Raw genomic sequence first — 13,274 nt, forward strand, 5'->3', positions numbered from 1 at the left:
CGATGCGCGCACACTCATGAGGCGGTGCGAGGAGTCGCTGTTGGAGAGGATCGAACAGGCAGGCCGCGGGGAAACCAGAACGCGATCGGGCGCGGAGGGGGATTTGCGCCTCGCGGCCCGGATACGCCTTCGCGACCGCAAGGCTTTTGATGCCCTGTACCGCGCCTATCGACCCCGCCTGGCACGGTTCCTGATGAACATCCTGCGCCGTCGGCATCTGGTCGAGGAAGTGCTGGACGACACGCTGATGGTGCTGTGGGATCGTCCCGACAGCTTTTCGGGCAGGAGCCGGCTGTCGACCTGGCTGTTCGCCATTGCCTATCGCAAGGCGATGAAGGCGCTGCGGAAACAGGACGACCCGATAGAGGACTGTTTTGCAGAAGGACGGATCAGCGCGGATCGCTCGCCAGAACAGGATGCCGGAGACAGCCGGGCGAGGCAGGCGCTGCTCGACGCGCTCGCCCGGCTCTCGCCCGAACAGCGGGCCGTGGTCGACCTCACCTATTTCCACGAGATCGGCTATCGCGAGATCGCGGCGATCATGGATTGCCCGGTCGATACCGTGAAAACACGCATGTTCCACGCCCGCCGCCATTTGCGGCGCGAGCTGGCCGGCGAACTCAGCGACTGGATCTGAAAACGCCATGGGCGACATTCTCTCTTTTCGCGACGATCCGCACCGGAGCACGGAAATGCTGCTGCCCTGGTATGCGAGCGGTCAGCTTGAGCAAGCGGATGCCGCCGCCGTGGAAGCGCATCTCGGCATCTGCGGCCAGTGCCGCGCGGCGCTTGAGCAGGAACGGCGGCTGAAGGCGGAAATCGGGCGGTTGCCGCTTCAGGCCGATCTCGATTGGCGGGAACCGCAACGCCGAACCGCGCCGGGCGTCTGGCGCCCTTGGGCAAGGATGGCGCGGCCTGCCACGCTCGCGGCCTTCATCTGCGCGCAGGCCCTGCTGCTGGGCGGGGCGGCGCTGCTGTTCCGGCCCGGCCCGCCGCGATCCGATTATCACACGCTCGGCGCGCCAACGGCACGGGCGGGCAATCTCATCGTGATATTCCGGCCCGATGCCAGCGAACAGAGCCTGCGCGCCGCGCTCGACCGGGCGGGGGCGAAGCTGGTCGATGGCCCGACCGCCGCCGGAGCCTATGTCCTGGCCGTCGAGCCCGCGCGACGCGACGCCGCGCTGGCAGACCTGCGAACGCGGCCCAGCATCGTGCTGGCACAGCCGGTCGAAATGGAGCGTCCGCGATGATCCGGGCCTTCTTCCTCTGCCTTGCCACGGCGATGGCGCTGGCCATGCCCGCTGCCCGGAGCGCGGAGAAGGCCGACGGCGACCGGATTCTCGTCATGCTGCGCCTTCCGCCCCGGCACTTCCGGGCGGGCGGCAGCTATGATGGCGGCTATGGCGACCGGATGGGCCGCAGCCAGGCGATGCGCCAGGCGCGGCGGATCGCGCGCGACCATCATCTGACGCTGATCACGGACTGGATGATGCCGGTCATCAATCTCGACTGTTTCGTGATGCGCCTTCCTCCTGACAGGTCGGCGGAAAAAATGGCGGAGGAACTGTCGCAAGACCCGGATGTGGCATGGTCGCAGCCGATGCACGACTATCGGACGCTGAGCGGCGGATCGACGCATGATGATCCGCTCTATCCCGCCCAGCCGGCCAAAACCCTTTGGCATCTCGACGCCTTGCATCGGCTGGCCACCGGGCACGGCGTTTCGGTAGCCGTGATCGACAGCGGCATCGACGCGCGCCACCCCGATCTCGCAGGACAGGTCAAGGTCAATCTGAACTTCGTCGCCGACAAAGCGATGGTTCCGGAAAGGCACGGAACGGCAGTGGCGGGCATCATCGCCGCGCGCGCCGACAACCGGGCCGGAATAGCCGGGATCGCGCCGGCGGCTCGCCTGCTCGGCCTGCGGGCCTGCTGGCAGGCGGGCGCCGCGATGGCCGCCGCCACGTGCGACAGCCTGAGCCTGGCAAAAGCACTTCATTACGCGATCGACCATCGGGCCGCCATCATCAACCTCAGCCTTGGCGGTCCGCCAGACCGCTTGCTGGCAACGCTGCTGGACGCGGGCATGGCGCGCGGAGCCTCCGTCGTCGCCGCTTATGATCCCCGTCAGCCGGACGGCGGCTTTCCCGCTTCCCACGCGGGCGTCATCGCCGTGTCGGCCAGCCCGGTATCGGACCCGGCATCGGCAAGACGGCGCCCCGTCTATGTCGCCCCGGCGCGGGATATTCCGGCGCCTCAACCGGGTGGAGGATGGACGCTGGTCGACGGAACATCCTATGCTGCGGCCCATGTCAGCGGCCTCATCGCATTGACCGAAGAGGCGCAAGGCCGCAGACATGGACGACCGACGCTCATCCTGTCGGGAGGAGGGTATATCGATGCGCTCGCCACGGTCCGGGGCAAGGGGGCAGGATGTGATGGCGCGTGCCCGGCTCCTCTGGCAACCGCCCGGCGCGACTAGGGCATCATGCGCAAAACCGGGTTTTGCGCAGAAACAATGCGGCAACAGAGCAGCGGAGCATGCGATCCGCGTCGGATTGAACGCAGCGCGCTCCAGCGCTTGCCGCGCCGCTTTCGCCGCCATGTTCCTTGCCGCCGGACTGACGGCCTTTCCCGCCGCCGCGCAATGGGGTGGCAGCCTCACCCTCTCCAGCCAGGCGCGGCTTCGCGGACAACCGGTCAGCGATCACCGGCCCGTGGTCGCGCTGGAACTGGTCCATGACGATCCCGGCGGCTTTTATCTCGGCGGGTCGGCGTCGGTGGTCGCAAGCGGGGACTCCGGCCTCCAGCCCCTCGCTTTCATCCAATATGCGGGGTTCGCCCGGCGCCTGCCGCACGGCCTGGTGATGGACATGGGCATCGTGCATGGCGGCTATACCGAATATTCCGAAATCGCCGAGGGCGGCAGCTATACCGAAGCCTATGTCGGCCTGATCGGCCCGCATCTTTCCGGCCATCTCTTCCTGTCGCCGGCCTATTTCCACCATGATCGACCGACCCTTTACGCGGAGCTGGAGGGCCATGTCGACATCGCCCGAAACACGTCCCTGTTCGCCCATGCCGGCCTGTTGGCGCAGCTGCGGGGCGGGGCGGATCCTACCCGCGGCAATGTGGTGGACTGGCGCATCGGGATGCGGCGGCGTTTCGGCCGGATCGATGCCGAAGCGGCCTGGACGGGATTTACCGAGGACAAGGGCGGTTACGCACGGAGGGACCGCAAGAACGGCGCGCTGGTCCTCGCCATCGCTTACGCCTTTTGAACCAGGCGCCACCCCTGCGCCACCAAAGCCTGTTCCCGCTTGATCCGGTGCCGCTTCATGCCGATTCCCTCATCACCCGTCCTGCGCTGGACCGTGCAGATCACGGTGGGTGGCATGGGCCTGTTGCTGTTGCTGCTGGCTTTCAGCATGGACCAGAGCTGGGCCGACCGTCACATGCTGCCCGACATATTGGTCGCGAGCGGCTGGCTGACGGCGATCCTGTGGATCGAGCGGATCATTCTCGCGCTCATCGGCGCGCTTCTGCTGCTCCTCTCTCCGCGCCTCGGCCGGATGATCAAGGCGGGGCGCGGCAATGTGGCGATGCGCTGGATGGCCATCGGCCTGGCGATCCTGCTGGCGGTGCCTGCAAGCGAAGGCGCGATCCGGCTCGCCAGCGGACGGGCGGGCCAGTCGTGGAGCCGCGTCAATGAACCCTTGCGTCGGGCCGATCCCGTCATCGGCTGGACCAATATTCCCGCGCGCCGGGCGATCGATCCCGATTATCCGTCCCGGCCCGTCTATGTCATCGACTCCCATGGCTATCGCGTTGCCGCCGAAAGCCGGGCGCTCGACACTGCGGCGCCCTCGATATTGTTCGTGGGGGAATCGGTCATGTTCGGCAAGGGACTGAACTGGCGCGACAGCGTGGCCGGGCAGGTCGAGGCACTGAGCGGCTTGCAAAGCGTCAACCTCGCCGTCCCTGCCTTTTCCGCCGGCCAGGGCTTCCTCCATCTGCGGCGCGAACTGCCCCGGTTCAAGCATCCCCGGGCCGTGATCATCCTGTTCGGGCCCGATCTGCTGGTGCGCGATCTCGACAGAAGCCGGCCCTGGATCGATCAGGCGGGGCAATGGCATGCGGCGGCATGGTCATGGCATCTCGGCCATGTGGGGCGGGTCCTTTTCCCCTATCACCGCGCCTCCACGATCGATGCCGTGGTGGCCTCGGACCGGCGAATCCTGGCGATGGACGTGGCGCTGGCCCGCAGGCACGGCGCCGATCCGCTGGTCGTGGTCCCCGTCTTTCAGCCCGAGCGGCGACAGGAACGGGCGCTGCGGCAAGCGATTTTCGGGAACACGGCAATTCCCCATGTGCTGGTTCCGCTCGATCCGGATTGGCGGCTCTTTCCGGATTTCCACCCGGACGCGCGCGCCCATGCCGCAATGGCCCGCGCCATCTGGGGCCGTCTGAAGGGCCGATCCGGTTCGGATCAATAAGCCGCCATCAGGACAGGGCGACCGGCTCCGCCACCGATGTCAGGATATAATCCTGCATGACGGGTTGGGCCATCGCCTCGGCAAAGGCCTCATAACTCCAGGGCCAGCTCGACGGTATGCCGGTGGCATCAAGATACCAGCTGGAACAGCCCGAACCGAAGATGGTGGTGCGCGCCGCCGCGACGCGACGCTCCTCATAGGCCGCATGAGCCTCCGCCTTCGGCTCCACGCTGCGGACCTCTCCTTCACGCAAAGGCGCGAGAAGCTGCTCGATATAGCCCCATTGCCGCTCGGCAATGTCGATCAGCGAGAAATTGCCGACAGGGCCCGTGGGTCCATTGAGCATGAAGAAATTGGGAAAATGCGGGATCGTCACGGCATAATAGGCCGTCGGCCGCATCGACCAGACATCGTCCAGCGACACGCCGTTCCGCCCCAGCACCTCGGTCGGGCGGATGAAGCGATCCGCCTGGAATCCGGTGGCCAGCACCAACGTATCCAGCGCATGCAGCCGCCCATCCTTCAGGCGGACACCTTCCGGTTCGATCCGGGCTATCCCCTCCCGCTCGACCGTCACATTGGGTTGCTGGACGGCGTCATAATAGCACCAGGAATAGATAAGGCGCTTGCAGGCCGCCCGATAGTCGGGCCGCAACTTTTCCCGCAGCAGCGGATCGCGCACGCTGTTTTCCAGATTGTCGAGACAGACTTTCTCGATCATCGCAATTTCAGGCCCGTCAATATCGGTGATCGCCTGCGTGAAGCGATGGATATTGGCCCAATAATCCTTGTCATGGCGGATCGCGTCGATCAGCCCCCGGTCGCGGCGAAACGCATCGCGCTCCTCCTCGCTGTAGCGGAAATAGGGCACGGGCATGATCCATTGCGGCGAACGCTGAAAATGCACGAGGCTTTCGGCGCGCTCATGCAGCGCGGTGATGATCTGCACGCCGGTGGACCCATTGCCGATCACGCCGACGCGGGCGCCTTCGATGCCGGCATCGTCCTGCCAGCGGGCACTATGGAATATGTCCCCCGCGAAGCGATCCAGCCCTTCGATCTCCGGCAGTCGGGGATGATGCAGCACGCCCGATGCCGCGATGACGACGTCGGCCTCCACCATTTCGCCGGTCGAAAGGCCCAATGCCCAGCACGCCTGATCGTCGCGCCAGATGCAGGATATCACCTCGCAACCGAAGCGGATGCGCGGCATGACCCCGTATTTGGCGGCCGTCAGTTCGAAATAGGTCCGGATCTCATCACCCTTGGCATAATAGGCTTCCCATTCCGCATAGGGTTCGAAGCTATAGGTATAGGCATGCGCCGGGACGTCGCAGGTAAGGCCGGGATAGCGATTGTCCCGCCAGGTTCCGCCCAGCCGGTCCGCCTTTTCATAAAGGGTGAAATCTTCCCCGGCTTCCCCAAGCTTGATGCCTGCCAGCAGGCCGGCCATGCCGGCGCCGATAATGGCGTAGCGCAGACCGGCGCGATTATGGTGGGTGGACAAGATGCTCTCCGTGATCTCCATCATGATTCGTATTTAATCGGACCATTCGGATACGCATCATCCAATTGGATTAGCGGTGCGTCCGCTATTTCACCCCCCATTCATGCGGCCAACATCGCTTTGCCTTTCAGTTCAAGGCCGCCTTCCGCCCGGCCTGACGGCCGAAAAAGGTGCAGTCGGCCAGGCTAAGACCGGAACTGTAGCCATGGCCCCAGGCCGGCAGCCCCGATGTGCAACGTCCTGCGGCGAACAGGCCGGGAACCGGCGCGCCGGAACGATCCAGCACTTCGCCGTCGGTGGAGGTTCTAAGGCCGCCCAGCGTGAAGAAACTGAAATAGCTGGTCGCGAAATTCAGCTCCAGCGCGACGAACGGTCCCTGATCCAACGGCGTCAGGATCGGCGCCCGCTTGTGGAACAGCGGATCGCGTCCTTCCGCCGCATGGGCGTTGTAAAAGGCCATGGTCGTGCTCAGCGTACCGGGCGCCATCTCCAGTTCGGCCTCGACCTCCTCCCAGCTGTCTCCGGTCCCCGCGATGGTCATGCCCGCCATTTCCAATGGCTGATCGAAATGGACGATGTCCAGCAGCAGATAGACCCTGTCACCGATCTGGTCGACCGCATGGCGGCTCACCCGGCCATGATAGCAATCCTCGTTGATGAAACGCTGCCCCGCCTGGTTGACGAACACGCCATGGGCCTGCGGCTCGGGCATGGTCCAGGGGCAGGTGGTGAAGAATTGTTCCATATGCACGGCGTCACCGCCTGCGCCCATGCCCAGTTCGATACCCGACCCATCGTCCTGATCGCCGATCGGGCTATTGATCCGGAAGGTTTCGGGGCAATAGCGGCGGCGCATATCCTCGTTGAAGACAAAACCGCCGGTGCACAGGATGACGCCCTTCGCCGCCCGGATGAAACGGTTCCGATTGTCGATGCGGACGATGACGCCGACCACGCGAGAGCCCTCATCCTGCACCAGAGCGACCGCGCGCGCATCCGTCACCACCTGAACCCCCAGGTCCCGGGCGCGGTTTTCCAGAATGTCGACCAGCGGACGTCCACCGCCCCAACCACTGTGCGCGATCACATGCCCGCGCGGCGCGGGCTTCGCCATCCCGCAAAAGGGCCACGCCGCCTCGCTGCCAGACCAGATCAGCGTCGAATCATCGACCGGCTCGATATGCTTTCCAGGCAGATAATTGCCGCGATAGGGAATGCCCTGCGCCTTGAGCCAGGCATAATGGGCCAGCGCCTCGCGCGCATAAAGATCGCATTTGGCCTCGTCGGCGCAGGGACCGCCGGCCGCCTTCAGATAAGCGGCGAAATCCTCGCTGCTGTCCTCGAAACCGGCAGCGCGCTGGGCATCGGTGCCCCCGCCGCCGCCGATGTAGATTTCCCCACCAGACAGGGCAGACGCGCCGCCGCTCCCCGATCCTCGTTCGAACAGCATGACGCGCGCCCCGCCGCCGGCCGCCTCGATCGCCGCGCAGGCCCCCGCCGCGCCGAAGCCGACGACGGCGATGTCGGTTTCATCATCCCACGCCTTCACGGCCGATGCGGGGAAAGGTCGATGCAGCGATATGTCGGCCAACTCAGATTCCTCATCACTCCAGGGGCACGAGGTCAGAGCGCCCTGGCCTGCCCGCCGTCCACCATCCATGTCCGGCCGTGATATAGACAATGGCGTCATCCGCCAATAATCAAGCGGTCATTTCCGAAATATTTTTCGCATTATGGCATTAAAATATGGAATATACATATATTTGCGTATCAATTTCCGACTCCTGCCGAATACCCATCATTCAGATGAAATAGGCGCCGCCGTTCACCGTGATCGTGCTGCCCGTTGCAAAGCTGGCGTCCTCGCTCGCCAGGAACGCCGCAGCGCCGCCGATCTCATCGGGCTGCGCCAGCCGTTTCAACAGGCTTTCATTGGCCAGAGACTGTTTCAGCTCGTCCGGAAGCCCCGCATAGATCGGCGTTTCGACCGCGCCCGGATTGATGGCATTCACGCGAATCCCGCGATCGGCCAGTTCGCGCGCCATCGCCCTTGTCATGCCGATCACGGCAGCCTTGGCCGTGCAATAGGGGACCGGCCCCACGCCGTTCGCCGCAGAGGTCGACGCGATGTTGATGATCGATCCGCCCACGCCCTCCGCCGCCATCAGCCGCACGGCGGCGCGGGTACAGCGGAACACGCCATTCAGGGTGATGTTCAGGACCCCATCCCAGCCCTCATCCTCGCAATACAGGGTCTGGTCGGCAAAGACCTTCCCGCCCGCCGCCTGTTCGGCCTGCGCGGCATAATATCTGTCCATGCCGTCCCCAGGCGCCGATCCGCGCCCGGCATTGTTCACCAATATATCGATGCCGCCCATTGCCGCACGGATATCGGCAAACGCCCGGTCCACCGATACGCTGTCCGCGACATCGCAGGCCAGCCCGATATGCGGCGCGGGCAGCAGGGCCGCCGCACCCTCGCCGTTGAGGTCGAGTACCGCAACCCTCGCGCCTTCGCTCGCCAGCCGCCGCGCGATGGCCGCGCCGATCCCCTGCGCGCCGCCGGTGACAACGGCGCGCTTTCCCTTCAGCCTTTCCATGACGATCAGTCCTCCACTTCAGGTCGCCAGGCGACGCCGTTCACATGTGCGCCGCCATCGGCAAAAAGGCTGTTGCCATTCATATAGCCGCCGCCCTCGCTCGCCAGGAACACGGCGATCGGACCGATATCCTTTTCAGCATCCCCGAAACGCCCCGCCGGCACCTGACTCAGGATCGCCTCCGTCATTGCCGGATTGGCCGCGAAATAATCCTTCGCCTGCGGACTTGCGGCGGAAGGGCAGATGACGTTGCAGGTGATGCCGAACGGCCCCCATTCGACCGCCGCCGTGCGGGTCAGCGCGCGCATGGCTTCCTTGCTGGCATTATAGGCGACGGTGAACATATGCGCGTTGACGCCGTTCAACGACCCCAGATTGATGACACGGCCATAGCCCTGCGCCTTCATCATGGGAAAGGCAGCCTTCATCGCCCAGAACACGGCGTAATAGTTGAGCGCGAAGGAACCCGCCATTTCCTCGTCGCTATGTTTCTCGATCCGCTTGGGAAAGCTGGCCCCGGCGTTATTGACCAATATGTCGAGCCGCCCGAACCGGTCATGCGCGGTTTCAACCATCATCTCCACCTCCGCGCGATTGGTCACGTCGGCGCGGAGGAAGCAGGCGTCGATGCCATAAGCGTCGCGCAGATATCGCGCCTCTTCCTCGCCCTGATCGGCATTGCGCTGGGCGATGGCGACATGGGCGCCCGCCTCGGCAAGCGCGCGACCGATGCCCTGCCCCACGCCCTGCCCGCCCCCGGTCACGAGCGCGGCGCGCCCTTCCAGCAGCTTGCCCATTTCCCTCTCCTCTTTCTGCGTGCCGGCCGGGTTCAGTTGCCCAGAGCCGGATAGTCGGTATATCCCCTGCGATCGTCGCCATCGCCGGTGTAGAAATGGGTGCGATTGCCCTTGGCGAGCGGCGCCCCGGCGCGAAAACGCGCGACCAGATCAGGATTGGCGATGTAGGGCGTGCCGAAGGACACGGCCTCCGCCCTGCCCTCCGCAAGCACGGCTCGCGCATTGTCGAGCGTCAGCCCATTATTCTCGATCACCGCGCCGCTCCAGTTTTCCCGGACGAGATCCAGCGCATCCAGCCCGTCGAGCGGAATGTGGATCAGATGACAATAGGCGAGCCCCATGCCATCCACCGCCTTGAGCAATTCCGCATGGGTTTCATGCGGATCGGCATCGTCCATGCCGTTGAATTTGACGCCGGGACAGATGCGAAAACCCACGCGCCCCGATCCCACGGCGGCTGCCAGTGCCTCCAGCAGTTCCACGACGAAGCGGATGCGGTTCTGGACCGAACCGCCATAGCGGTCCGTGCGCCGATTGCTGTTGGAGGAGAGGAACTGCATCGGCAGATAGCCGCTGGCACAGTGCAATTCCACGCCGTCCATGCCGGCCGCCATAGCATTGCGCGCGGCCGCTACATATTCCGCGACGATGCCTGCAATCTCATCCGTTTCCAGCGCGCGCGGCATGATCGTCTCGACCGGCACGCCATCGGGACCGGGGATTTTGTCGGGACAGGGGATTGCCGAAGGCGCCACCGTGTCGGCGCCGGCATCCTTGTTCGCCCGCACGGCGGCGCGGCCAACATGCATGAGCTGCATGACGATCCGCCCGCCTTCGCCGTGCACGGCCTGGCTGACCTTGCGCCAGCCTTCCACCTGCGCTTCGCTATGGATGCCGGGCGTGCGCCAATAACCCTTGCCTGCCGGCGAAGGCTGCGTGCCTTCCGTCACGATCAGGCCCGCGCCGGCGCGTTGGCGGTAATAATCGACCATGATGTCGGTCGGCACGTCGCCGGGGCCCGACCGGTCCCGGGTCATCGGCGCCATGACGATCCGATTGGCAAGAACGATGTCGCCCAATGCCACGGGCGAGAATATGTCGCTCATTGGGGCGTCAGCTCCGCACGCGCGGCTTGGGCAACGGAGTACCGCGCCGCATCGTCTCGATGAATTTCTCCAGCGGCGCAGGCGGTTCCACCGGCCCATCATGGGGTTGCCCCTGCCGCGCCCAATAGCTTTTCCAGCTGGGAAACAGGTCGTGGAAGCTGCCATGATAAGGCGGCACGCCAGGCCAGCGCATCTTCCGGTCGCCGATCGGGGGCTTGTTGAGATCGGTCGCATACCAATAGAGCGGCAGGCGGCGGCGGAAATACCAGCGCCCCGCGATCCGCTCATATTGGTCGAAATACATCATCTGCATGATGACCCATTCGGCGCCCGCCTCATGTTCGTTCTTCGAATAGACGACACCCTGCGCATGGTCGGGATCGTCGAAATCGATGACATGCCCGCCAATATGGTGCGATGTGCCGTCGAACTGCATCGAATGGGTTTCATCGAACCAGTCGCGCAGCGCCTTGCGCCCGCTCTTGCCGCCGCCCACGCGCACGTCTTCAGGGAACAGGTTCACCCAGGCATCGGAATCGCGCATATCCAGCGCCAGCGAATATTTTGCCGGAAGCTGGCGGATCGCATCCAGTGATTCCAGCCGATCGATCCGCGCCAGCAAAGCTTCCGTATCGCTCATCCTAGCCATCCCTCGTGATTGCCGCTTCTCTATTCCCCATTGCCCCATCCGCGGAAATGCCCGATTAGCTCAAAGGCAATGACAAAAGGGCTCACCACACCCAAACAGCTTTCCCGCCCGGTGCCCGGCGCCGTGTCGGCCGCCATCGCGCGCGACCTGCTGCGGCTGGTGGAGGCTTTTGGCGATGATCCCCAGGCGCTGATGCAACGGGCCGGGCTGACGCACCTCGCTCCCTCCCTGCTGGCATCCGGCAAAGCCGGGCGCCCGTTGCTCCATGATGATTTCACGCGCCTCTACGCGCATTGCACATGGGCGCTCGACGACCATGCGGCACGGCAGGAGGGACGCGAGCCGCTGACCAAGGCGGGACTCGACATGCTGTGCCATTGCATCATCACCTGCCGGACGCTGGGCGATGCGATCGGCCGGACGGATCAATTCTCCGCGCTGATCGGACCCCGCCTGGCCCGGCTGGTGCTGAAGCGGGAGGATGGCATCGCCCTGCTGGCCATGCCGACGCTTCGCCGCGTCCGCAACGCCTGCGCCTATCTGTCCGACCTGACCGGTTTGTCGACCTATCACCGGCTGTTCGGCTGGCTGATCGGAGAGGATATTCCGCTGCTGGGCGCTGCCATGCGCTATCCGCCGCTGCTGGACGAACGGACCATTTCCTATCTGATGCCCTGCCCGGTACGCCATGGCGCGCCGGAAAACAGCCTGCGCTTCGCGGCCTCCTATCTGGATCGCCCGGTGATCCGCAATTCCTTCGAACTGGAACATCTGCTGGAACATTTTCCCTTCGACCTGGAACTGGCCCAGTCGAAGGATACGCCGCTTTCGGAACGTATCTCCCATCTGTTCAGCACCATGCTGGCCAGCGGCGAAACCCCTGCGACCGCCACCCGGCTGGCGCATCAGTTCGGCATGAGCACGGCCACGCTCAAACGGCGGCTATCGGCGGAGGGAACCTCGCTCGCCCGGATCAAGGCGAATGCGCGAATGGCGCTGGCTTGCCAGTTGCTGGCGGACCCGCGGCTGTCGGTCACGGAGGTCGGACGCCGCACCCGCTTCAGCGATACGGGCGCATTCCGCCGCGCCTTTCATCAATGGGTAGGACAATCTCCTTCCGAATGGCGGCATAGTCGTGGCGGCTGAAAAGATAATGCGTAGCATATATACTATATATTCACGCATTTTTGCGATCCATATTGAATCTACCTGCAAGTTATGCAAACCATCCGGCCTATGGAGCGCGAAAATGATGCCGCATCCTACGGGCAAATCAGTTGCGCTCTCATCGGTTGAGGAAAAATCCGACTCCGTGGGAGGATGAAAGAAAATGGACAGGACATTTCCTGAAGGCGCGGCCGCGATCTTCGGCGGCAGCGGCGGCATAGGCAAAGGCGTCGCGCTGGAATTCGCCAGAGCGGGAACGGATGTCGCGATCTTCTATCATTCCAAACAGGCCGCCGCGGAAACGACCGCCGCAGAGATTCGCGCCCTGGGACGAAAGGCAAGCATCCACGGAGCCGACGCGCGCGATTATGGACAATTGGAAACGGCCCTCACCGACGCCATGACGACGCATGGCCGGATTCACAGCATCGTGTGGGGGGCCGGCCCGATCGTGGCGCAGGTCGGCATTGCCGATTGGACATTGGAACAGTTCCGCGCATCCATGGAAATCGAAGCGTTCGGCTTTTACCATGCCGCGCGCATCGCCATCCCGCATTTCCGTGCCAGCGGCGGGGGTGCCTTCGTCCATCTGGGCTCGGGAGGCCATGACTGGTGGCCGCATCTCGACGGCCTGTCCGTCGCGCCCAAGGCCTGCAACGAATCCTTGATCAAGGGCATCGCCAAGGAAGAAGGGGTGCACGAAATCCGGGCCAACTCCGTCCTGGTCGGCGTGATCGACGCGGGCCAGTTCAAGATCGGCCAGCAGCAAGGCTATTTCGACGAAAATTGGGAACGTGAAGTCAAGAAATTGCTGCCGATCAAACGCTGGGGCAAGGCAGAGGACATCGGCAAGGCCGCGGTGTTCCTGGCATCGAACGATGCCAATTATGTGACCGGCCAAACGCTGTCCGTGGCCGGAGGTTTCGGGGTCTGAAATCGCATGTGAATG

The 13,274-nt window shown here is 64.3% G+C and carries 13 protein-coding genes; 7 read left to right on the forward strand and 6 right to left on the reverse strand.

The window, feature by feature from the left end; genetic code table 11:
• Window positions 1–40: 40 nt before the first annotated feature.
• From RUH75_RS01330 to RUH75_RS01350, 5 genes are all read left to right on the forward strand, one after another.
• Window positions 41–637, forward strand: a complete 597-nt coding sequence (locus RUH75_RS01330) for an RNA polymerase sigma factor (RefSeq protein ID WP_313801395.1) — start codon at window positions 41–43, stop codon at window positions 635–637.
• A gap of 7 nt (window positions 638–644) precedes the next feature.
• Window positions 645–1,253, forward strand: coding sequence for an anti-sigma factor family protein (locus RUH75_RS01335; RefSeq protein ID WP_313801397.1), 609 nt, complete (start codon window positions 645–647; stop codon window positions 1,251–1,253).
• On the forward strand, window positions 1,250–2,485 hold the full coding sequence (locus RUH75_RS01340) for a S8 family peptidase (RefSeq protein ID WP_313801399.1): 1,236 nt from the start codon (window positions 1,250–1,252) through the stop codon (window positions 2,483–2,485). The genes RUH75_RS01335 and RUH75_RS01340 overlap by 4 nt, the downstream gene beginning before the upstream one ends.
• A 76-nt stretch (window positions 2,486–2,561) precedes the next feature.
• On the forward strand, window positions 2,562–3,284 hold the full coding sequence (locus RUH75_RS01345; RefSeq protein ID WP_313801401.1) for a TorF family putative porin: 723 nt from the start codon (window positions 2,562–2,564) through the stop codon (window positions 3,282–3,284).
• A 57-nt stretch (window positions 3,285–3,341) separates the two neighbouring features.
• On the forward strand, window positions 3,342–4,499 hold the full coding sequence (locus tag RUH75_RS01350; protein ID WP_313801403.1) for a hypothetical protein: 1,158 nt from the start codon (window positions 3,342–3,344) through the stop codon (window positions 4,497–4,499).
• A 7-nt stretch (window positions 4,500–4,506) separates the two neighbouring features.
• Here the strand turns inward: RUH75_RS01350 and RUH75_RS01355 are convergent, their stop codons facing one another.
• The 6 genes from RUH75_RS01355 to RUH75_RS01380 form a co-directional block, all read right to left on the reverse strand.
• Window positions 4,507–6,006, reverse strand: coding sequence for an NAD(P)/FAD-dependent oxidoreductase (locus RUH75_RS01355; RefSeq protein WP_313801405.1), 1,500 nt, complete (start codon window positions 6,004–6,006; stop codon window positions 4,507–4,509).
• Between the two features lie 127 nt (window positions 6,007–6,133).
• Window positions 6,134–7,597 (reverse strand): FAD-dependent oxidoreductase, encoded by a 1,464-nt coding sequence (locus RUH75_RS01360; RefSeq protein WP_313801407.1) that lies wholly within the window; start codon window positions 7,595–7,597, stop codon window positions 6,134–6,136.
• A gap of 211 nt (window positions 7,598–7,808) precedes the next feature.
• Window positions 7,809–8,606, reverse strand: a complete 798-nt coding sequence (locus RUH75_RS01365) for an SDR family oxidoreductase (protein ID WP_313801409.1) — start codon at window positions 8,604–8,606, stop codon at window positions 7,809–7,811.
• A 5-nt stretch (window positions 8,607–8,611) separates the two neighbouring features.
• Window positions 8,612–9,403 carry an SDR family oxidoreductase gene (locus tag RUH75_RS01370; protein ID WP_313801411.1) on the reverse strand — a complete coding sequence of 264 codons (792 nt, stop codon included), beginning with the start codon at window positions 9,401–9,403 and terminating at the stop codon, window positions 8,612–8,614.
• Between the two features lie 32 nt (window positions 9,404–9,435).
• Window positions 9,436–10,509: an alkene reductase gene (locus RUH75_RS01375; protein WP_313801413.1), complete on the reverse strand. Its 1,074-nt coding sequence runs from the start codon at window positions 10,507–10,509 to the stop codon at window positions 9,436–9,438.
• 7 nt (window positions 10,510–10,516) lie between these two features.
• Window positions 10,517–11,149, reverse strand: coding sequence for a nuclear transport factor 2 family protein (locus RUH75_RS01380; RefSeq protein WP_313801415.1), 633 nt, complete (start codon window positions 11,147–11,149; stop codon window positions 10,517–10,519).
• A 78-nt stretch (window positions 11,150–11,227) separates the two neighbouring features.
• Between RUH75_RS01380 and RUH75_RS01385 the strand changes: the two genes are divergently transcribed.
• Entirely contained in the window at window positions 11,228–12,304 is a 1,077-nt protein-coding gene (locus RUH75_RS01385; RefSeq protein ID WP_313801417.1) for an AraC family transcriptional regulator ligand-binding domain-containing protein, read from the forward strand.
• A gap of 184 nt (window positions 12,305–12,488) precedes the next feature.
• On the forward strand, window positions 12,489–13,259 hold the full coding sequence (locus RUH75_RS01390) for an SDR family NAD(P)-dependent oxidoreductase (RefSeq protein WP_313801419.1): 771 nt from the start codon (window positions 12,489–12,491) through the stop codon (window positions 13,257–13,259).
• Window positions 13,260–13,274 lie beyond the last annotated feature (15 nt).

The sequence above is a fragment of the Sphingobium sp. genome (assembly GCF_032153725.1).
Classification (GTDB): domain Bacteria; phylum Pseudomonadota; class Alphaproteobacteria; order Sphingomonadales; family Sphingomonadaceae; genus Sphingobium.